This is a genomic window from Kitasatospora sp. HUAS MG31, from assembly GCF_040571325.1.
Classification (GTDB): Bacteria; Actinomycetota; Actinomycetes; order Streptomycetales; family Streptomycetaceae; genus Kitasatospora; species Kitasatospora camelliae.
Genome location: NZ_CP159872.1, coordinates 2,245,687 through 2,268,144 on the forward strand (window position 1 = coordinate 2,245,687; position 22,458 = coordinate 2,268,144).

At 75.6% G+C, this 22,458-nt stretch carries 8 protein-coding genes and 1 pseudogene; 4 read left to right on the plus strand and 5 right to left on the minus strand.

What is annotated here, in order from left to right; genetic code table 11:
• The first annotated feature begins 42 nt into the window (after positions 1-42).
• Positions 43-402: an ArsC/Spx/MgsR family protein gene (locus ABWK59_RS10385; RefSeq protein WP_354639851.1), complete on the plus strand. Its 360-nt coding sequence runs from the start codon at positions 43-45 to the stop codon at positions 400-402.
• Between the two features lie 25 nt (positions 403-427).
• Here the strand turns inward: ABWK59_RS10385 and ABWK59_RS10390 are convergent, their stop codons facing one another.
• Positions 428-898, minus strand: a complete 471-nt coding sequence (locus ABWK59_RS10390) for a pyridoxamine 5'-phosphate oxidase family protein (RefSeq protein ID WP_354639853.1) — start codon at positions 896-898, stop codon at positions 428-430.
• Between the two features lie 38 nt (positions 899-936).
• Between ABWK59_RS10390 and ABWK59_RS10395 the strand changes: the two genes are divergently transcribed.
• Complete coding sequence (locus tag ABWK59_RS10395) at positions 937-1,485, plus strand: DUF1697 domain-containing protein (RefSeq protein WP_354639855.1); 549 nt, start codon at positions 937-939, stop codon at positions 1,483-1,485.
• 44 nt (positions 1,486-1,529) lie between these two features.
• Here the strand turns inward: ABWK59_RS10395 and ABWK59_RS10400 are convergent, their stop codons facing one another.
• From ABWK59_RS10400 to ABWK59_RS10415, 4 genes are all read right to left on the minus strand, one after another.
• Positions 1,530-2,495 (minus strand): DUF1152 domain-containing protein, encoded by a 966-nt coding sequence (locus ABWK59_RS10400; RefSeq protein WP_354639857.1) that lies wholly within the window; start codon positions 2,493-2,495, stop codon positions 1,530-1,532.
• Positions 2,496-2,653: 158 nt separating this feature from the next.
• The gene (locus tag ABWK59_RS10405; protein WP_354644902.1) at positions 2,654-4,198 is read right to left on the minus strand and encodes an acyl-CoA carboxylase subunit beta; all 1,545 of its coding nucleotides are present in this window, start codon (positions 4,196-4,198) and stop codon (positions 2,654-2,656) included.
• Between the two features lie 130 nt (positions 4,199-4,328).
• Positions 4,329-4,547, minus strand: a complete 219-nt coding sequence (locus ABWK59_RS10410) for a DUF5988 family protein (RefSeq protein WP_354639859.1) — start codon at positions 4,545-4,547, stop codon at positions 4,329-4,331.
• Between the two features lie 34 nt (positions 4,548-4,581).
• Positions 4,582-5,349, minus strand: coding sequence for a thioesterase II family protein (locus ABWK59_RS10415; RefSeq protein WP_354639861.1), 768 nt, complete (start codon positions 5,347-5,349; stop codon positions 4,582-4,584).
• 291 nt (positions 5,350-5,640) lie between these two features.
• On the opposite strand from ABWK59_RS10415, the pseudogene ABWK59_RS36610 reads away from it, so the two are divergent.
• Together ABWK59_RS36610 and ABWK59_RS10420 are read left to right on the plus strand one after the other, a co-directional pair.
• A pseudogene (locus ABWK59_RS36610) lies at positions 5,641-7,719 on the plus strand (AMP-binding protein); the annotation flags it as partial.
• 63 nt (positions 7,720-7,782) lie between these two features.
• Positions 7,783-22,434 carry an SDR family NAD(P)-dependent oxidoreductase gene (locus tag ABWK59_RS10420; RefSeq protein WP_420492916.1) on the plus strand — a complete coding sequence of 4,884 codons (14,652 nt, stop codon included), beginning with the start codon at positions 7,783-7,785 and terminating at the stop codon, positions 22,432-22,434.
• Positions 22,435-22,458: the final 24 nt, after the last annotated feature.

Consider the following 22,458-nt stretch of genomic DNA (forward strand, 5'->3'; position numbering starts at 1 on the left):
GGCGGCACCGGGTTCCCGGAGCCGGTGGGTACGCTGAGGCGCATGGAGATCTGGATCAACCCGCGTTGCAGCAAGTGCCGGACGGCGATCGGCGAGCTGGACGCCGCCGGGGCGGAGTACACCGTCCGCCGCTACCTGGAGGACGTGCCGACCGCCGACGAACTGGAGGCGGTGCTCGGCCGGCTCGCCCTGGAGCCCTGGGACATCACCCGGCTCGACGAGCAGCCCGCCAAGGACCTGGGCATGAAGACCTGGCCCAGGGAGGCCGGGGAGCGGGCGCGCTGGATCGCGGCGCTGGCGGAGCACCCGATCCTGATCCAGCGCCCGATCATCACGGCGGACGACGGTCACGCGGTGGTGGCGCGGACGCCGGAGGCGCTGAAGTCGGTCATCCCCGACTGACGGGCGGCGGGGGGTGGCGGGGGGATCAGTACCGCTGGAACTCCCGGACCTCCTCGCCCGGGCGCCAGGAGCGGATCCGCAGGTGGTCGCCCGCCACCTCGGTGAGCACCACCTCGGTCGGCTCCAGGCGGAAGGCGTGGTACGGCCCCTGCGGCGGCTGCGGGAGGTCGGACTCGTACGCCGCCACCTCCACCGGGTCGGTGATCTCCACCGCCACCCCGGACACCTTGGCGTCACCCTCGGCCATCGTCCCGTCGCCCGGGTTGCTGTGCAGCGCGAAGCGGCCGTCCCGCCGCAGGTCCATGGCCTTCACCGCGCCGTACATCGAGCCGATGGTGAGGTCCGCGCCGATGAACTCGATCTCCGTGCCGCTGACCCTGGGCGCCCCGCCCCTGCGCAGCGTGGCCAGGACGTGGTGCTTCGCGGCGTCGAAACGGGCCCGGACGGCGGGGGCGAGGTCCGGGGCCTCCTGCTCGAAATCCTGCCAGGTCGTCATTGCGCCAGTCTGTCAGCGCGGACTGCCAGACTGGGCGGATGGCACAGACCTACATCGCGTTTCTCCGGGCGGTCAACGTCGGCGGGCGGACGGTGCGGATGGAGCGGCTGCGCGAACTGTTCGCCGAGCTCGGCCTGGCGGACGTGCGGACGTACATCCAGAGCGGGAACGTCTTCTTCACCTCGGAGGAGACCGACCGGGCGGCGCTCACCCGGCGGATCGAGGAGCACCTGGCGGAGGCGCTCGGGTTCGACGTGCCGACCATGGTGCAGACGGTGGAGGAGGTCGCGGAGGCCGTCGACGCGGATCCGTTCGCGGGGGTGGAGGTCACGCCGGACGTGCGGCTGTGCGTGGTGTTCCTGTCGGAGCCGTTGGGTGCGGGGTACGAGTTCCCCGTCCGCTCGCCGAAGGGGGACTGGGAGATCCTCGGGGCGACGGAGGGGGCCGCGTTCGTGGTGATGCACCTCAGGAACGGCCGCCTCGGCAGCAACCCGGCCACCGCCCTCCCCAAGGACTACCGCGGCCAGGGCACCTCACGGTTCTTCCACACCACGGTCAAGATCCTCGCGGCGGCACGGAAGGCCTGAGGCAACCGGGCACCCACAACAGGGGCGGCCGGTCACGCGCCCCCCTAGTGGGGGAAGGTGCGGCGGGGGCGCTGGTGGGGGAGGGTGTCGCGGAACTCGTCGATGGCGGTGCTGATCTGGCGGGTCTGGCGGGTGTGTTCGATGCGGTCGAGGTAGAGGTGGCGGGCGGCCAGGGCGTCGACGGTGACGCCGAAGTAGAGGGTCATCAGCGGGTTGACGAACAGCTCGGTGGCGCCCGTCCGCTCGGTGAAGCGGACGTCGCCGAACTCGCCCCGCAGGGCGGCCGCGACCGATCCGTGGACGATGCTCGGGTGTTCCGGGAAGGCGGCCCTGGCGTGGGCGACGGCGTCCAGGTAGAGGGTGCCCTCGCGGGAGTCCCGCGGCAGCGAGAACGCGCCGAGGTACCCGCCCTCCCGTTCCAGGGCGGCGAGGTTCTCCAGTACCAGGGCGTGGTTGACCCCGTGGTACGCGTCGATGCCGAAGCCGAGGCAGGCGACCAGCCGTTCGGGGACACCGGTGAGTCCGGCGACCGCGCCGAGGCTGGCCATGTCCTCCTCGGGGGTGCCGAGGCCGGCCTCGTCGCCGCGCATCAGGATGTCGGTGCCGCCGTCGACGAGCAGGATCGCGTCGATGCCGAGGTGGTCCACCAGGGCCCGGTACGCGGCGCGCAGCGGCCGGACGCCGACGGCGGCGAAGGCCCAGACGGTGTCGGGTTCGCCGTGGAGGCGGAGCCAGCGGGCGAGGGTGCGTTCGGGGAAGTAGGGCTCGGCGGAGCGGGTGTCGGGGCGGATCCTGGCGAGGTCGGGTGCCTGCCAGACCTCGGTGTCCAGGCCGTACAGGTGGCTGAAGGAGAGGTTGGCGAGGTGGACCTCCTTGCCGGCGGCGCGGAGGGCGAGGGCGATCGGGAGGCCCGCGTAGACGTCGAAGCCGCCTCCGGCGCCGGCGACCAGGATGCGCTCGGCGGCCAGGAGGCGGGTGAGCAGGGGAGGTTGGAAGAGCGAGACCGGCATCCGGGGACGGTACCAGGGTGCTGACGGACCGTCCGAGCGGTTTCCGGGCGGATTGCGGGGCGGCCGGAGGGGTCGGGCGCCGGTGGCCGGGCGAGGCGGAAGGGACGGGGGAGGCACCTTCCGCCCGGCGCGGCCACCGGCGTCGGACGACCGTACGGTTACATCGGCGGGTTGCCGTGCTTGCGGCTCGGCAGGTCGGCGTGCTTGGTGCGGAGCATGGCCAGCGAGGAGGCGAGCACCGCGCGGGTCTCGGCCGGGTCGATGACGTCGTCCACGAGTCCGCGTTCGGCCGCGTAGTACGGGTGCATCAGCTCGGTCTTGTACTCCTTGATCTTCTGGGCGCGCATCGCCTCGGGGTCCTCGGCGCCGGCGATGTCGCGGCGGAAGATCACGTTGGCGGCGCCCTCGGCGCCCATCACGGCGATCTCGTTGGTGGGCCAGGCGAAGGACAGGTCCGCGCCGATGGAGCGGGAGTCCATGACGATGTACGCGCCGCCGTAGGCCTTGCGGAGGATCAGCTGGATGCGGGGCACGGTGGCGTTGCAGTAGGCGTAGAGCAGCTTGGCGCCGTGCCGGATGATGCCGTCGTGCTCCTGGTCGACGCCGGGCAGGAAGCCGGGGACGTCGAGCATGGTGACCAGCGGGATGTTGAACGCGTCGCACATCTGGACGAAGCGGGCGGACTTCTCGCTGGCGTTGATGTCGAGGACGCCGGCCAGGGACTGCGGCTGGTTGGCGATGATGCCGACCACGTGGCCGTCGATCCGGGCCAGGGCGCAGAGCACGTTGGTGGCCCAGCGCTCGTGGACCTCCAGGTACTCGCCGTGGTCGACGATCTCCTCGATCACCTTGCGCATGTCGTACGGCCGGTTGCCCTCGGCCGGGACGAGGTCGACCAGCGCGGGGCAGAGCCGTCCGGCGGGGTCGTCGTTCGGCTCGACCGGGGGGAACTCGCGGTTGTTCTGCGGGAGCAGGGACAGCAGGTAGCGGACCTCCTCCAGGCAGGACTGCTCGTCGTCGTAGACGAAGTGGGAGACGCCGGAGACGGAGGAGTGGACGTCGGCGCCGCCGAGGCCGTTCTGGCTGATCTTCTCGCCGGTGACGGCCTGGACCACGTCCGGTCCGGTGATGAACATCTGCGAGGTCTCACGGACCATGAACACGAAGTCGGTCAGCGCGGGCGAGTACGCGGCGCCGCCGGCGCACGGGCCGAGCATCACGCTGATCTGCGGGATCACGCCCGAGGCGCGGGTGTTGCGCTGGAAGATGCCGCCGTAGCCGGCCAGCGCGGTGACGCCCTCCTGGATCCGGGCGCCGGCGCCGTCGTTCAGCGACACCAGCGGCGCACCGGCCGCGATGGCCATGTCCATGATCTTGTGGATCTTCTGGGCGTGCGCCTCACCGAGGGCACCGCCGAAGATCCGGAAGTCGTGCGCGTAGGTGAACACGGTGCGGCCGTGCACGGTGCCCCACCCGGTGATCACACCATCGGTGTGCGGCTTCTTCGCCTCCAGACCGAACCCGGTGGCCCGGTGCCGCCGCAGCGGCTCGACCTCACGGAACGACCCCTCGTCCAGCAGCAGCTCGATCCGCTCCCGAGCGGTCAGCTTGCCCTTGGCGTGCTGCGCCTCGGTGGCCTTCTCGCTCGGCCCGGCCCGGACCAGGTCGCGGAGCTCGTACAGCTCCGCGACCCGGGCCAGCAGGCCGTTGTGGACGAGCCGGGGAAACGCCGCGGCGGGGTGGGCGAGCTCTTCGTGCAGAACGGTCACTTCCAACAACTCCTCTGTCTGTCCGGTGGACTCGGCCCTCCCCGCCGCTGTCAGGCCGCTGGGGTCACTCCGCCACGTAGGTGCGGCCGACCCACTCCATGACCTTCAGTTCGAGACCTCCCCGCGAGACGGTGTCCTTGGTCGGCTCGAAGTGCTCGTAGCGGTTGGCGACCGCCAGCTTGAGCGGCTGGCTGGGGTCGCAGACGTGCCGGGTCCGCTGCTCGTCCGGGACGAGCTGCACGGACCCGCCGCGGAGGATGACGTTCGGCTGGCTCTGGGGCATGGATGACCCTCCCTGTTCGGTGTGGGCTCTGCTGTCAGGTGGCCGCGGCCGCCGGTGACAGCAGACGATCGGTGACCAGGCGGACGATCCCGTCCTGGTGCTGGTTCAGGTAGAAGTGGCCGCCGGGGAAGACGTGCAGGCGGGATTCGCCGGTGGTGTGGAACCGCCAGGACTCGGCCTCGTCGACCGTGGCCTTCTCGTCGCTGTCGCCGACCAGCGCGTGCACCGGGCAGGAGAGCGGCGGGCCGGGCTGGTACCGGTAGGTCTCCACGGCCTTGTAGTCGGCCCGGACCGCGGGAAGGATCATCTGCAGCAGCTCCGGGTCCTGCAGGGCCCGCGGGTCGGTGCCGTCGAGCTTGCGCAGTTCGGCGACCATGCCGTCCACGCCGCGCAGGTGGACGTCCTCGTCGCGGTGGCGCGAGGGCGCGCGGCGGCCGGAGGCGAACAGCACGGCCGGCGGGGTGCCCAGCGCCTCCAGGCGGCGGGCGACCTCGAACCCGACCACCGCGCCCATGCTGTGCCCGAACAGCGCGAGGGGCAGGTCGCGGTACGGCTTCAGCGCCTCGGTGACCTGCGCCGCGAGGGCGTCGATCGTCTCCAGGCAGGGCTCCTGGCGGCGGTCCTGGCGGCCCGGGTACTGGATCGCCAGGACCTCGATCTCCGGTGGGGTGGCGGCCGACATCGGGAACCAGTAGCTCGCCGAGCCGCCCGCGTGGGGCAGGCAGACCAGGCGGACGCGGGCGTCCGGTGCCGGATGGAAGCGGCGGATCCAGGTGTCGGCCGCGCCGTTGGTGAGCGTCATGATGCGCCGGTGGTCCCTTCTGGACGGGGTGCTCGCCCCGCTGGCGGGTCTTTTCCATCTCGAAGCTCGGGCACGGAGCGCGGCCCGACAACCCCTCAGATTCCGGCCCCCGCTTTGCTGCGGGGGCCCCGGGCGGGACAAGGGCCCGTAGGGGAAACCTAGGGGTGCGGCCCCCGGTGACGGCTCGGCAAGACTTTCGCGAGATACCGATGATGCGTCACCTCTCTCCGTTTTCCGGGACTTCCGAGCCCGTCTCACGTGCTGTTCCCGCGCGCCCAAGGAGCCGTTGACATGCTGCGTACCGAGCTGATCAGGCCGCTGCCTGAACTGCTGCGCTCTCAGGCCGAGTCGCACCACGACAAGCCGGCCTTCCGGGACGGCCGCCGGACCGTGGGCTACGCCGAGCTGGAGGCCCGGACCGCGCGGCTGGCCGGCCATCTGGCCGCGCTGGGCCTGGGCCGCGGCGAGCGGGTGGCGATCCACCTGGACGCGGGCGTCGAGGTGGTGGAGAGCTACCTGGCGGTGGTCCGCGCCGCCGGGGTGGCCGTCCCGGTCAACCCGCACGCCGGCGACGAGGAGCTGGCCCACCTGCTGGACGACAGCGGCGCCACCGCGGTCCTCACCGACACCCGCCACCTGGACCAGGTGCTGCGGCTGCGGGCGGACCGGCCCGGACTGCTGGTCGTGGTCTCCGGCGCGGCACTGCAGGGCCTGCCCTCGTACGAGACGCTGGCCGCCACCGAACCGCCGGTGCCGGCCCGGGACGACCTCGGCCTGGACGAGACCGCGTTCATGCTCTACACCTCCGGCTCCACCGGGGCGCCGAAGGGCGTGCTGTCCACCCAGCGCAGCTGCCTGTGGTCGGTGGCGGCCTGCTACGCGCCGCTGCTCGGGCTCTCCGAGAGCGACCTGGTGCTCTGGCCGCTGCCGCTGTTCCACAGCCTGGCGCACATCGTCTGCGTGCTCGGGGTGACCGCCACCGGAGCGACCGCGCACATCATGTCGGGCTTCTCGGCGGACGAGGTGCTGGCCGAGCTGCGCAGCGACGGGTACACCTTCCTGGCCGGCGTGCCGGCGCTCTACCACCACCTGCTGCGGGAGGCCGGGGACGGCCGGCTGGACGCGCCGGACCTGCGGGTGTGCCTGTCCACCGGCGCGGTCACCTCGGCCTCGCTGGCCCGTTCCTTCGAGGCGGCGTTCGGCGTGCCGCTGCTCAACAGCTACGGCTCCACCGAGACCTGCGGCGCGATCGCCACCGAGGCGCCAGGCGCCGAGCGGGTGGAGGGCTCCAGCGGCCTGCCGGTGCCGGGTCTGGAGGTGCGGGTGGTCGACCCGGAGACCGGGATCGACACCGGGCCGGGCACCGAGGGCGAGGTGTGGGTGCGCGGCCCGAGCCTGATGTGGGGCTACCACAACCGGCCGGAGGCCACCGCGGAGGCGCTGCGGGAGGGCTGGTACCGGACCGGGGACCTGGCGGTGCGGGCGCCCGGCGGCCAGCTGACCGTCAGCGGACGGCGCAAGGAGCTGATCATCCGGGGCGGCGAGAACATCCACCCGGGCGAGATCGAGGCGGTCGTCCGGACGGTACCGGGCGTGCTGGACGTCGCCGTGGCGGGCCGGCCGGACGAGGTGCTCGGCGAGGTGCCGGTGGCGTTCGTGGTGGCCGGGCCCGGCGGTGTGACGGCGGAGGCGGTGTTCGGGGCCTGCGCGGAGCGGCTGGCGTACTTCAAGGTGCCGCAGGAGGTCCACGCGATCGAGGCGGTGCCGCGCACCGCCTCCGGCAAGGTCACCCGGCACCGGCTGTTCGACCAGCCGGCCACCCTGCTCGGCGCCCGCGGGGCCCGGCAGGAGGCGCTGTACCGGGTGGACTGGGTGCCGGTGCCGGCCGAGGCCGCCGGGGAGCCGCCGCGGGCGGCCGTGCTCGGGGACGCCCCGGCCGGGCCGGCCGGGGAGCGGTACGCCGACCTCGCGGAGCTGGCCGCGGCCGCGCCGGAGCTGGTCTACCTCGCCTGGCCGGGTGCCGGCGCCGGCGAGGGCGAGGGAGCCGGCGGGGGTGAGCCGGTCGCGGACGCCGCCCGGCGGACCGCCGCCGACTGCGCGGATCTGATGGAGCGGTGGCTCGCCGAGGAGCGGCTGGCCGCCACCCGCCTGGTGGTGCTGACCCGGGGCGCGCTGGCCGTGCATCCGGGCGAGGAGGTGCCGGGTCTCGCGGCGGCGCCGGTCTGGGGGCTGCTGCGCGCGGCGCAGACCCGCCACCCGGACCGGTTCGTGCTGGCCGACCTGGACGGCGAGGCGGCCTCGCTGGCGGCGCTGCCGGCCGCCCTGGCCACCGGGGAGCCGCAGTTCGCGGTCCGCGGCGGGGTGCTGCGGGTGCCGCGGCTGGTCCCGATCGCCCCGGCCCGGGCCGGGCTGCCCGTGGAGGGCACGGTGCTGGTGACCGGTGCGGGCGGCGCGGTCGCGGCCGCGATCTCCCGCCGGCTGGTCGCCGAGCACGGCGTCCGGCACCTGGTGCTGGTCTCCACCACCCCCGACTCGGCCGCCCTGGCGGTGGAGTTGGGCGAGCTGGGCGCCCAGGTCACGCTGGCCGCCTGCGACACCGCCAACCGCCCGGCCGTGGCGGAGCTGCTGGCCGGCCTCCCGGCCGAGCACCCGCTGACCGCCGTGGTGCACGCGGCCGGCGTCCCCGGCCTGGCGGCGGGCGGCCAGGCGGACCGCTGGGTGCGGACCGCCGTGGACGGCGCGGTGGCCCTGCACGAGCTCACCGCCGACCTGGACCTGACCGCCTTCCTGCTGGTCTCCACCGCCGACGGGCTGCTCGGCGCGGCCGGCGGCGAGCAGGGCGGCTGCGGCGCGTTCTTGGACGCGCTGGCGCAGCACCGCCGGGCCGGCGGGCGGCACGCGGTCTCGCTGGCCTGGGACACCGCCGGCGAGGACGGCGCCTCGGAGGCCGAGCTGGGCGCCCTGCTGGACTCCGCGCTGGGCGGCGCCGACACGCCCGTGGTCGCCACCCGGGAGACGGACGGCGTGCTGTTCCGGGCGGCGGTGGCCGCCGGCGACCGGGCCGCGGACACCGCGTTCGCCACCCGGCTGCGCGCCCTTCCGGCGGCCGACCGCCGGCAGGCGGTGCTCGGCCTGGTGCAGACCGAGGCCGCCGGGGTGCTCGGCCAGGGCCTGCCCCGGGCGATCGCCCCGCAGCGGGCGTTCAAGGACCACGGGGTGGACTCCGCCTCGGCCGTCCGGCTGCGCAACCGGCTGCGGACCGTGCTGGGCCTGCGGCTGCCGGCCACCGTGGTGTTCGACCACCCCACCCCGGACCGGCTGACCGACTTCCTGCTCGCCGAACTCCTCGACGAGGCACCGGCGTTCACCGCACCCGCCCAGATGGAGGCGGCGGACGGCGACCCGATCGCGATCGTCGCGATGAGCTGCCGCTACCCGGGCGGGGCGGACACCCCGGAGGCCCTGTGGGAGCTGGTGGCCGAGGGCCGGGACGCGGTCTCGCCGTTCCCGACCGACCGCGGCTGGGACACCGAGGCGCTGTTCGGCGGCGCCCCCGACGCCAGCGGCAGCTCGTACGTCCGCGAGGGCGGATTCCTGTACGACAGCGCCGAGTTCGACCCGGACTTCTTCGGGATCAGCCCGCGCGAGGCGCTCGCCATGGACCCGCAGCAGCGGCTGCTGCTGGAGACCAGCTGGGAGACCTTCGAGCGGGCCGGGATCGACCCCGGGTCGCTGCGCGGCAGCCGCACCGGCGTGTTCACCGGCGTGATGTTCCACGACTACGCCAGCCGGCTGCCCCGGACGCCCGAGGAGGTCGAGGGCTACCTCGGCACCGGGACGGCCGGCAGCGTGGCCTCCGGCCGGGTGGCGTACACCTTCGGCCTGGAGGGCCCGGCGATCACGGTCGACACGGCCTGCTCCTCCTCGCTGGTGGCGCTCCACCTGGCGGTGGCGGCGCTGCGGCGCGGCGAGTGCGACCTGGCGCTGGCCGGCGGTGTGGCGCTGATGGCGACGCCCGAGGTGTTCGTGGAGTTCAGCCGACAGCGCGGGCTGGCCGAGGACGGCCGCTGCAAGTCCTTCGCGGCGGCCGCGGACGGCACCGGCTGGGCGGAGGGCGTCGGTGTGCTGCTGGTGGAGCGGCTCTCGGACGCCCGCCGCCACGGGCACCCGGTGCTCGCACTGGTCCGCGGGACTGCCGTCAACCAGGACGGCGCCTCCAACGGCCTCACCGCCCCCAACGGCCCGGCCCAGGAACGGGTGATCCGCGAGGCCCTGGCCACCGCGGGCCTGTCCCCCGCCGAGGTGGACGCCGTCGAGGCACACGGCACCGGCACCCGGCTCGGCGACCCGATCGAGGCCAACGCGCTGCTCGCCACCTACGGGCAGGAGCGTGAACTCCCCCTGCTGCTGGGCTCCCTGAAGTCCAACATCGGCCACGCCCAGGCGGCGGCCGGCGTCGGCGGCATCATCAAAATGGTGCTCGCCATGCAGCACGGCCTGCTGCCGCGCACCCTGCACGTCGACCAGCCCACCCCGCACGTGGACTGGACGGCCGGCGCCGTCGAACTCCTCACCGAGGACCGGGCATGGCCGGCCACCGGCCACCCGCGCCGGGCCGGCATCTCCTCCTTCGGCATCAGCGGCACCAACGCCCACGTCATCGTCGAGCACGTGCCCGCCGAGGAGGAGCAGCCGTCCTGCGGTACGGCCGAGGAGGCGGTGCTGCCGCTGGTGGTCTCCGCCAAGTCGCCGGCGGCGCTGCGCGCCCAGGCCGAGCGGCTGCGGGCGATGGTGGACGGCTCGCTCGTCCCCGCCGACCTGGGGTACTCGCTGGTGACCACCCGGTCCGCCTTCCAGCACCGCGCGGTGGTACTCGGGTCCCGGGCGGAGGAGCTGGCAGCCGGGCTGGAGGCGCTGGCCGCGGGCACCGAGACGGCCACCGTGGTCGAGGGCACCGCCACGGGCACCGCCCGGACCGTGTTCGTCTTCCCCGGCCAGGGCGCCCAGTGGGCCGGCATGGCCGTCGAACTCCTCCACACCGAACCGGTGTTCGCCGCCCGCATCACCGAATGCGCCCAGGCACTCGCCGAGTTCACCGACTGGAACCTCCTCGACGTCCTCCGCGGCACCGAGGACGCCCCCGGCTACGACCGGGTCGACGTCGTCCAACCCGCCCTCTGGGCCGTCATGGTGTCGCTCGCGGCGCTCTGGCGCTCCTACGGCGTCGAACCCGCCGCCGTGATCGGCCACTCCCAGGGCGAGATCGCCGCCGCCACCGTCGCCGGCGCCCTCTCCCTCCAGGACGGCGCCCGCGTCGTCGCCCTCCGCTCGAAGGCCATCACCGCCATCGCCGGACGCGGCGGCATGGTCTCCATCGCCCTGGCGCCGAAGGAGCTGGACCTGTCCCGCTGGACCGGCCGGATCTCCGTCGCCGCCGTCAACGGCCCCGCCTCCGTGGTGGTCTCCGGCGACGCCGACGCCCTGGACGACCTGGTGGAACGGTTCACCGAGGAGGGCGTCCGCGCCCGCCGCGTCCCCGTGGACTACGCCTCGCACTCCGCCCACGTCGAGGAACTGCACGACACGCTGCAGGAGCTGCTGGCGCCCGTCGCGCCGCTGCGCCCCGAGGTCCCGCTGTTCTCGACGGTCGACGGCGACTGGCTCGGCGGCACACCGATGGACGCCCTGTACTGGTACCGCAACCTGCGGCAGACCGTCCGCCTGCAGGAGGCCACCGCGGCCCTCGCCGAGCAGGGCCACGACCTGTTCGTGGAGGTCAGCCCGCACCCGGTGCTCACCGGCGCGGTGGAGGACACCCTGAACGGCGCCCCGGCCCGGGCGGTCGGCTCGCTGCGCCGGGACGACGGCGGCAGCCGCCGTTTCCTCACCTCGCTCGCCCAGGCGTACACCGCCGGCGCGGCCGTGGACTGGGCCCGGCTGTTCCCCGGCGCCCGCCGGATCGCCCTGCCCACCTACACGTTCCAGCGCAGCCGGTACTGGCTGGAGGCCACCGCCACCGCCACCGACGTGACCACCGCCGGCCTGGCCGCCCCCGAGCACCCGATGCTGGGCGCGGCCGTCCCGCTCGCCGACGGCCGCGGCCACCTGCTGACCGGTCTGATCTCCCGCAGCACCCACCCCTGGCTGGCCGACCACACCGTTATGGGCGCCACCCTGCTGCCCGGAACGGCCATGGTGGACCTGGCGATCCGGGCCGGCGACGAGGTCGGCTGCGGCCGGCTGGAGGAGCTGACCCTTCAGGCGCCGCTGATCCTGCCCGAGCAGGGCGGGGTGCAGCTGCAGGTGGTGGTCGGCGAGGCCGACGCCTCCGGCGCGCGCCCGGTCGGCCTGCACTCGCGGCCGCAGGACGCCTCCGCCACGCAGCCCTGGACCCGGCACGCCTCCGGCACCCTCTCCCCCGCCGCCCCGGCCGCCCCGGCCGATCTGACGTCCTGGCCCCCGGCGGGCGCCGAGCCGCTGCCGGTGGCGGACCTGTACGAGCGCCTGGCGGCCGGCTACGGCCCGGCGTTCCAGGGCGTGCGGGCGGCCTGGAAGCGCGGCGAGGAGGTGTTCAGCGAGGTGCTCCTGGCCGAGGAGGTCGCCGACCGGTCGGCCCGGTACGGCCTGCACCCGGCCCTGCTGGACGCCGCGCTGCACGCCATGGACCTGGGCGCGGTCCGGCACGCCCAGGACTCCGCCGAGGGCCACCTGGCCTTCTCCTGGAGCGGGGTCTCGCTGCACACCGCCGGCGCCACCGCGCTGCGGGTGCGGCTCTCCCCGGTCGGACTGGACGCGGTGGCCCTGGAGGCCGCCGACGAGCACGGCACCCCGGTGGTGTCGGTGGAGAGCCTGGCCGTCCGGCCGGTCTCCGCCGAGCAGTTGGCCTCCGTGGGGGCCGGGCACGGCACCGACTCGCTGTTCCGGGTCGAGTGGACCGAGCTGCCGGCCGCGGCCGTCGCCGCCGGCCGCCGCGCCCTGGTCGGCGCGGACCCGCTCGGGGTGGCCGCCGGTCTCACCGCGGCGGGCGGCACCGTGGCCGCGTACGCCGACCTGGCCGCCCTGGCCGCCGCCGACGACGCCGTCCCGGAGACCGTGCTGCTGCCCCTCGCGCCCTCCGGGGACGGGGAGTTGGTGCCGGCCGTCCAGGCGGCCACCCGCGGTCTGCTGGAGCTGCTGCAGGCGTGGCTGGCCGAGGAGCGGTTCGCCGAGAGCCGGCTGGTGGTGCTGACCCGCGGCGCGGTGGCGACCGGCGGGGACGCCCTGCCGGACCTGGTGACCGCCCCGCTGTGGGGCCTGGTCCGGTCCGCGCAGTCCGAGCACCCGGACCGCTTCACCCTGGTCGACCTGGACGGCACCGACGCCTCGTACCGGGCGCTGCCGGCCGCGCTGGCCGGCGGTGAGCCCCAACTGCTGCTGCGGGACGGCGCGGTGCGGGCCGCCCGGCTGGCCCGGGTCCGGCCCGCGGAGGAGTCCGCCCCGGCGCTCGACCCGGAGGGCACCGCCCTGGTCACCGGCGCCACCGGCGGCCTGGGCGTGCTGGCCGCCCGGCACCTGGTGACCGCGCACGGCGTCCGGCACCTGCTGCTCACCAGCCGGCGGGGCGCCGAGGCTCCCGGCTCCGCCGAGCTGGTCGCCGAACTCACCGCGCTGGGCGCCGAGGTGACCCTGGCCGCCTGCGATGTGGCCGACCGGGACGCCCTGGCGGCCCTGCTCGCCGGTATCCCGGCCGAGCACCCGCTGACCGCCGTGGTGCACACCGCCGGCATCGTCGACGACGGCGTGATCGAGACGCTGACCGGCGAGCAGGTCGACCGGGTGCTCGCCCCCAAGCTCTCCGGCGCGCTCCACCTGGCCGAGCTGACCGCCGGCAGCGACCTCGCCGCCTTCGTGCTGTACTCCTCCGCCGCGGCCGTGTTCGGCGCCGGCGGCCAGGCCAACTACGCGGCCGCCAACGCCTTCCTGGACGCCTACGCGGGCCACCTGCGGGCCGTCGGCCGGCCGGCGCTGTCGCTGGCCTGGGGCCTGTGGGCGGAGCGCAGCGGCATGGGCGGCCGGCTCACCGGCACCGACCTGCGCCGGATCGCCGGCGTGGGCACCGCGGCGCTCTCCGCCGAGGAGGGCCTCGCCCTGCTGGACGCGGCCCGCGCCACCGGCGAGGCGGCGCTGATGCCGATCCGGCTGGACCTGGCGGCGGTGCGCGCCCAGTCCGGGGCCGTCCACCCGCTGCTGCGCGGCCTGGTCCGCGCCCGGTCGGCCCGTCCGAAGCAGGCCGACCGGGCGGGTGGCTCCGCGCTGGCGCAGCGGCTGGCCGGGCTGGCCGGGGCCGAGCGGGACCGGGAGCTGCTGGAGCTGGTCCGGGCCACCGCCGGGACGGTGCTCGGCTACGCGCCGGGCGCGGTGGTGGACCCCGAGCGGACCTTCAAGGAGCTGGGCTTCGACTCGCTGACCGCGGTCGAGCTCCGCAACCGCCTGCACGGCTCCACCGGCCTGCGGCTGCCCGCCACCCTGATCTTCAACTACCCGACCCCGAACGCCCTCGCCGGCCACCTGCGCGAGCAGCTGCTGGGCGGCCTCCTCCCGGCCGCGGTCACGGCCGCACCCGTCGCCGCGCCGGCCGGTGCGGCCGGGGAGGACGACCCGGTCGTGATCGTCGGCATGGGCTGCCGGTTCCCCGGCGAGGTCCGGACCCCCGAGGAGCTGTGGGAGCTGGTGCTGGCCGAGCGCGACGCGGTCGGCCCGCTGCCCACCGACCGCGGCTGGGACGTCGACGGCCTCTACGACCCCGACCCGGACCGGGTCGGCACCTCGTACACCCGTGAGGGCGGATTCCTGTACGACGTGGCCGAGTTCGACGCCGCGTTCTTCGGGATCAGCCCGCGGGAGGCGCACGCCACCGATCCGCAGCAGCGGCTGCTGCTGGAGACCAGCTGGGAGGCGTTCGAGCGGGCCGGGATCGACCCGGCGACCGTCCGGGGCGGGCAGGTCGGCGTGTTCGTCGGCACCCACGGCCAGGACTACGGCACCCTGCTGGCCGCCGCCCCGCCCGGCAACGAGAACTTCCTGGTCACCGGTAACGCGGCCAGCGTGGTCTCCGGCCGGATCGCCTACACCCTGGGCCTGGAGGGCCCGGCGGTGACCATCGACACCGCCTGCTCCTCCTCGCTGGTGGCCCTCCACCTGGCCGTGCAGTCGCTGCGCGCCGGCGAGTGCTCGCTGGCGCTGGCGGCCGGCGCGGCCGTGATGGCCACCCCCGAGGGCCTGGTCGCCTTCAGCCGGCAGCGCGGCCTGGCCGAGGACGGGCGCTGCAAGGCCTTCGCCGGGGCCGCCGACGGGTTCGGCATGGCGGAAGGGGTGGGCGTGCTGCTGGTGGAGCGGCTCTCCGACGCCCGCCGCCACGGGCACCCGGTGCTGGCGGTGGTCCGGGCCACCGCGATCAACCAGGACGGCGCCTCCAACGGCCTCACCGCTCCCAACGGCCCGGCCCAGGAGCGGGTGATCCGGCAGGCGCTGGCCACGGCCGGACTCACCGCCGCCGACGTGGACGCCGTCGAGGCGCACGGCACCGGCACCAGGCTCGGCGACCCGATCGAGGCCCACGCCCTCCTCGCCACCTACGGCCGGCAGCGCGAACTGCCCCTGCTGCTCGGCTCGGTGAAGTCCAACCTCGGCCACACCCAGAGTGCCGCCGGCGCCGCCGGGGTGATCAAGATGGTGCTAGCCATGCAGCACGGCCTGCTGCCCCGCACCCTGCACATCGACGAGCCCACGCCGCACGTGGACTGGACGGCCGGGTCGGTGGAGCTGCTGACCGAGACCCGCGCCTGGCCGGAGACCGGCGGCCGCCCGCGCCGGGTCGGCGTCTCCTCCTTCGGCGTCAGCGGCACCAACGCCCACGTCATCCTGGAGCAGGCCCCCGCCCCCGAGCCCGCCCCGCAGCCCACGGCCCAGCTCGCGACCCGGCCCGGGGTGCTCCCGCTGGTGGTCTCCGCGAAGTCGGCGGACGCGCTGCGCGCCCAGGCCGGACGGCTGGCGGGACGGGTCGAGCAGCCGGTGGACCTGGGGTACTCGCTGGTGACCACCCGGTCCGCCTTCCAGCACCGCGCGGTGGTACTCGGGTCCCGGGCGGAGGAGCTGGCCGCCGGGCTGGAGGCGCTGGCCGCGGGCACCGAGACGGCCACCGTGGTCGAGGGCACCGCCACGGGCACCGCCCGGACCGTCTTCGTCTTCCCCGGCCAGGGCGCCCAGTGGGCCGGCATGGCCGTCGAACTCCTCGACACCGAGACGGTGTTCGCCGCCCGCATCACCGAATGCGCGGACGCCCTCGCGGAGTTCACCGACTGGAACCTCCTCGACGTCCTGCGCGGCACCGAAGGCGCCCCCGGCTACGACCGGGTCGACGTCGTCCAGCCCGCCCTCTGGGCCGTCATGGTGTCGTTGGCCGCGCTCTGGCGCTCCTACGGCGTCGAACCAGCCGCCGTGATCGGCCACTCCCAGGGCGAGATCGCCGCCGCCACCGTCGCCGGCGCCCTCTCCCTCCAGGACGGCGCCCGCGTCGTCGCCCTCCGCTCGAAGGCCATCACCGCCATCGCCGGACGCGGCGGCATGGTGTCGCTGCCGCAGTCGGCCGAGGAGGCCGTCGCCACCCTGGCGCCCTGGGCGGACCGGGTGTCGGTGGCCGCCGTCAACGGCCCCTCCTCCGTGGTGGTGGCCGGCGACGCCGACGCCCTGGACGAGTTGCTGGCCCGCTGCGCGGCGGACGGCGTCCACGCCCGCCGGATCAAGGTGGACTACGCCTCGCACTCCGCCCACGTGGAACGGATCGAGGCCGAGCTGCTGGAGCTGCTCGCCCCCGTCGCGCCCCGCCCGGCCGCCGTGCCGTTCCTGTCCACCGTGGACGGGGACTGGCTGGACACCACCGCGCTGGACGCCCGCTACTGGTACCGCAACCTGCGGCAGACCGTCCGCCTGCACGAGGCCGTCACCCGCCTCGCCGAACTGGGCCACGACCTGTTCGTCGAGATCAGCCCGCACCCGGTGCTCACCTCGGCGCTCCAGGACACCCTGGACGGCACCCCGGCCCGGGCGGTCGGCTCGCTGCGCCGGGACGAGGGCGGCAGCCGCCGTTTCCTCACCTCGCTCGCCCAGGCCTACACCGCCGGCGCGGCCGTGGACTGGGCCCGGCTGTTCCCCGGCGCCCGCCGGATCGACCTGCCGACGTACGCCTTCCAGCGCAGCCGGTACTGGCTGGACACCCTGGCCGCCACCGCCGACGTCACCACCGCGGGCCTGGCCGCCCCCGAGCACCCGATGCTCGGCGCGGCCGTCCCGCTCGCCGACGGGCACGGGCACCTGCTGACCGGCCTGCTGTCCCGGCACACCACGCCGTGGCTGGCCGACCACACCGTCCAGGGCGCCACCCTGCTGCCCGGAACGGCCTTCCTGGAGCTGGCCGTCCGGGCCGGCGACGAGGTGGGCTGCGGCCGGGTGGAGGAGCTGACCCTGGAGGCGCCGCTGATCCTGCCCGAGCAGGGCGGCGTCCGGTTCCAGGTGCTGATCGGCGCGGAGAGCGGCGGCGTCCGCCCGCTGCAGATCCACTCCCGGCCCGCCGAGGCGGCCGAGGAGGAGCCGTGGACCCGGCACGCCTCCGGGTCGCTCGCCCCGCAGGCCGGCGAGGCCGCCGAGCCGACCGCCTGGCCGCCGAAGGGCGCCGAGGCGCTGGAGGTCGGCGACGCCTACCAGCGGCTGGCCGAGGCCGGGGTGGACTACGGGCCGGCCTTCCAGGGCCTGCGGGCCGCCTGGCTGGACCGGGAGGGCACGGTCCACGCCGAGGTCGCGCTGCCCGCCGCCGAGCAGGCCGCCGCCGCCCGGTACGGGCTGCACCCGGCCCTGCTGGACGCCGCGCTGCACGCCATGGGCCTGGTGCCCGAGGCCGAGCAGGGCCGGCTGGCGTTCTCCTGGGGCGGGGTGACCCTGCACGCGAGCGGCGCCACCGCGCTGCGCGTCCGCCTCACCCGGACCGCGCCCGACACGCTCGCGCTCTCCGTCACCGACCCGACCGGCACGCCGGTCGCCACGGTGGAGTCCCTGCTGCTGCGCCCGGTCTCCGCCGAGCAGCTGCGCACCGCCGACCGGACGGTCCGCGACGCCCTGCTGCGGGTCGAGTGGCTCCCGGTCGCCGCCGCCGGGCAGCCGGAGCGTTCCTGGACGGTCCTCGGCGAGCGCGGGGACGGCCTCGCCGACCTGGCCGCGCTGGGCGCCACGGTGGACGCCGGCGCGCCGGTGCCGGACGTGGTCGCCGTCGAACTGGACCCGTACGCGGGCCCGGAGGGCGCGGTCGAGCTGTCCGCCGCCGTCTCCGCGGCCACCGGCCGGGTGCTGCGGCTGGTCCAGGAGTGGCTGGTGGACCCGCGGTTCGCGCAGGCCCGACTGGCCGTACTGACCCGCGGCGCGGTGAGCGCGGGGGCCGGCTGCCCCGACCCGGTGTCGGCCGCGGTCTGGGGTCTGGTCCGCTCCGCGCAGTCGGAGAACCCGGACCGGCTGCTGCTGGTCGACCGGGACGGCGACGGCGGCGAACCGCCGCTGGCCGCCCTGCCGGTGGACACCGAGCCGCAGCTGGCCGTCCGCGCCGGCGCGGTGCTCGTCCCGCGGCTGGCCAAGGCGCCGGCCGGGACGGGCGAGCCGCAGCCCCTGGACGTCTCCGGGACGGTGCTGGTCACCGGCGCGGTCGGCGGCCTCGGCGAGCTCACCGCCCGGCACCTGGTCTCCGCCCACGGTGCCCGCCGCCTGCTGCTCACCAGCCGGCGCGGCGCCGAGGCCCCCGGCTCCGCCGAGCTGGTCGCCGAACTCACCGCGCTGGGCGCCGAGGTGACCCTGGCCGCCTGCGACGTGGCCGACCGGGACGCCCTGGCGGCGCTGCTCGCCGGCATCCCGGCCGAGCACCCGCTGACCGCCGTGGTGCACACCGCCGGCGTGGTGGACGACGGCATCGTGGTGGCGCTCTCCCCCGAGCAGGTCGACCGGGTGCTCGCCCCCAAGGTGACCGGCGCGCTCAACCTGCACGAACTGGCCGGCGATGTCCGCAGCTTCGTGCTGTTCTCGGCCGCGGCCGGCGTCCTCGGCAACCCGGGACAGGCCAACTACGCCGCCGCCAACTGCTTCCTGGACGCGCTGGCCGAGCGCCGCCGCGCCCGGGGCCTGCCCGCCGTCTCGATGGCCTGGGGCCTGTGGCAGGAGCGCACCGGCATGGCCGGCCGCCTCGACGAGGGCGACCTCCAGCGGATCGTCCGCGGCGGCGCCGTGGCGATGACCGCCGAGACCGGCCTGGCCCTGTTCGACGCGGCCGCGGCCTCCGGCGAACCGGTGCTGGTGCCGATCCAGCTGGACCGCGCCCGGCTGCGCGGCCAGACGGGCCCGCTGCCCGTACTGCTGCGCGATCTGGCCGGCGGCGGCCGCGGATCCGCCCGGCGGACCGCGGGCGGCGCGGAGGCCGTCGCGGCGGGCGGCCTGGCCGAGCGGCTGGCCGGACTGTCCGGCGAGGAGCGCCGGCGGACCGTGCTCGACCTGGTCCGCGGCCACGTCGCCGGGGTGCTCGGACACGGCTCCGGCGAGGCCGTCGAGGAGGACAAGGCGCTCAAGGAGCTGGGCTTCGACTCGCTGACCGCGGTCGAGCTCCGCAACCGCCTCAACGCGGCCACCGGGCTGCGCCTCCCGGCCACCCTGGTGTTCAACCACCCGACCCCGCAGGCGCTCGCCGCCCACCTGCTCCGCGAACTGCTCGGCGACGAGGCCGACGCCCCCGCCCGGACCACCCGGGTCGCGGACGCCGGGGCGGACGAGCCGATCGCCATCGTCGCGATGAGCTGCCGCTTCCCCGGCGGGATCAGCACCCCCGAGGGGCTGTGGGAGGTCCTCGCCGACGGCGGCTCGGTGCTGTCCGGGTTCCCGGCCGACCGCGGCTGGGACCTGGAGGGCATCTACCACCCCGAGCCGGGCACCCCGGGCCGCACCTACGCCCGCACCGGCGGCTTCCTCACCGACGTGGCCGGGTTCGACCCCGCGTTCTTCGGCATCAACCGCCGCGAGGCCCTGGCCATGGACCCCCAGCAGCGGCTGCTGCTGGAGACCGGCTGGGAGGCCTTCGAACGCGCCGGGATCGACCCGCAGTCGCTGCGCGGCACCCGCACCGGCGTGTACGCGGGCATGGTCTACCACGACTACGCGACCTGGGTGCAGGACGTCCCCGAGGAGGTCGACGGCTACCTCGGCAACGGCAGCGCGGCCAGCGTGGCCACCGGCCGGGTGGCATACGCCCTCGGCCTGGAGGGCCCGGCCGTCACCGTGGACACCGCCTGCTCCTCCTCGCTGGTGGCCCTGCACTTCGCGGCGGCCGCGCTGCGCCGCGGCGAGTGCGACCTGGCGCTGGCCGGCGGCGTGACCGTGATGTCCACGCCCAAGCTGCTGATCGAGTTCGCCCGGCAGCGCGGCCTCGCCGAGGACGGCCGCTGCAAGGCCTTCGCCGAGGGCGCCGACGGCACCGCCTTCTCCGAGGGCATCGGCCTGCTGCTGGTGGAACGTGTCTCCGACGCCCGCCGCAACGGGCACCCGGTCCTCGCCGTGCTGCGCGGCAGCGCGGTCAACCAGGACGGCGCCTCCAACGGGCTCACCGCCCCCAACGGCACGGCACAGGAGAAGGTGATCCGGCAGGCGCTGGAGACCGCCGGGCTGAGCGCCGCCGAGGTGGACGTGGTGGAGGCGCACGGCACCGGCACCAAGCTGGGCGACCCGATCGAGGCCCAGGCTCTGCTGGCCACCTACGGCCAGGACCGTGAACTGCCGCTGCTGCTCGGCTCGGTGAAGTCCAACATCGGGCACACCCAGGCGGCCGCCGGCGTGGCCGGCGTGATCAAGACGGTGCTGGCCATGCGCCACGGCGTCCTGCCCGGCACCCTGCACGTGGAGCAGCCCTCGCCGCACGTGGACTGGACGGCGGGCGCGGTGGAACTCGCCCTCGGAACCCGGGACTGGCCGGCCACCGGCCGTCCGCGCCGGGCCGGCGTCTCCTCCTTCGGCATCAGCGGCACCAACGCCCATGTGGTGCTGGAGGAGGGCGACCCGGCGCCGGCCGCGCCCGGGCGGACCGGGGAGGAGCGGGCGGCGGTCCGGCCGCTGCTGCTCTCCGGCCGTACCGAGGAGGCGCTGCGCGGGCAGGCCGCCCGGCTGCTGGAGCTGGTCGAGGACCGGCCCGAGCTGCACCCGGCCGACCTCGGGCTGTCGCTGGCGACCACCCGCTCGCAGTTCCCGTACCGGGGCGCCGTGGTGGCCGCCGGACGGGACGAACTCCTCGGCGGTCTGACGGCGTTGGCGAACGGCACGACACCCGCACCCGGGGTGCTGCGCGGCCGGGCCGCGTCCGGCAGGACGGCGTTCCTGTTCACCGGGCAGGGGGCGCAGCGGGTCGGCATGGGTCGGGGATTGGCGGAGGCTTTCCCGGTGTTCGCGTCGGCGTTCGACGAGGTCTGTGGGGAGTTGGACCGGTTCCTGGAGCGGCCGTTGCGGGAGGTGATCGCGGAGGGCGGCGAGGAGTTGGACCGGACGGGTTGGACCCAGCCGGCGCTGTTCGCGGTCGAGGTGGCGCTGTTCCGGCTGGTGGAGTCCTTCGGGGTGCGGCCGCAGTTCCTGGCCGGGCACTCGATCGGTGAGATCGCCGCGTTCCACGTGGCCGGGGTGCTCTCCCTCGGCGACGCGGCGAAGCTGGTCACCACCCGCGCCCGGCTGATGCAGCACCTCCCCTCCGGCGGCGCCATGGTGGCGCTGCGCGCCGGGGAGGACACCGTCCGGCCGCTGCTCACCGACCGGGTCTCCATCGCCGCCGTCAACGGCCCCCGCTCGGTCGTCATCGCCGGCGACGCGGACGAAGTCCACGCCATCGCCACACAGTTCGAGAAAGCCCGACCGCTCAAGGTCAGCCACGCCTTCCACTCCCCGCTGATGGACCCCATGCTCGACGAGTTCCGCGAGGTGGCCGCCTCACTGAGCTACGCCGAACCGCGGATCCCGATCGTCTCCACCCTCACCGGCCGCCTCGCCACCACCGAGGAACTCACCGACCCCGACTACTGGGTCCGCCACGCCCGCCAGGCCGTCCGCTTCCACGACGCCGTCACCACGCTGGCCGACAAGGGCGTGACCACCTTCCTGGAGCTGGGCCCGGACGCGGTGCTCACCGCGATGGGGCAGGAGTGCCTGGACGCCGCGGAGGGCTCCGGCCGGGCGTTCGTCCCGGTGCTGCGCCGCGACCGCGACGAGGAGCACACCCTGGTGTCCGCCCTGGCGGCGCTGCACCTGCGCGGCGTCCCGGTGGACTGGGCGGCCTTCCACGCGGACGGCCGGCGGGTGGCGCTCCCGACGTACGCCTTCCAGCGCGAGCGCTTCTGGCTGGAGGTCACCCAGCCGCGGGCCGTGGACCCGGTGGACGCGGCCTTCTGGGCGGCGGTGGAGCAGCAGGACGAGGGCTCGCTGGCCGCGCTGCTGCGGGTGGAGGGCGAGGCCGGTCTGCCGGCCGAGCTGGCGGCGGCGCTGCCGCTGCTGGCGGCCTGGCGCCGTGGCCGGGAGACCGTCCCGGCGGCGCGGCCGGCCGAGGAGCCGGTGGCCGAGGGGCGTCCGGACGCGGTCGCCGTCCTGCGGGAGCGGCTGGCCTCGCTCGCCGAGCCGGAGCGGGACGAGCTGGTGCTGGACCTGGTGGAGAGCTGCGTCGCCGGGGTGTTCGGCGAGCTGCCGCCCACCGGGTTGGACGCCGAACGCGGCTTCCTCGAGCAGGGGTTCGACTCGCTCACCGCGGTGGAGCTGCGCAAGCTGCTCGCCGAGGCCACCGGACTCCGGCTGAGCAGCACGCTGATCTTCGACTACCCGACCCCGGCGGCGCTGGCCAAGCAACTGCGCACCGAGCTCGACCCCGGGCTGCCCGGCGTCGGCCCGGCCGCCTCCCCCGTCTCCCCCGCAGCCGCTGAGGCCGCGGACACCGCGGACGACCTGATCGACGAGATGGACCTGGGCGATCTGCTCCGCCTGGCCCGCGACAACTCCTGATCCCATCCGAGCTCGTGTACGGAG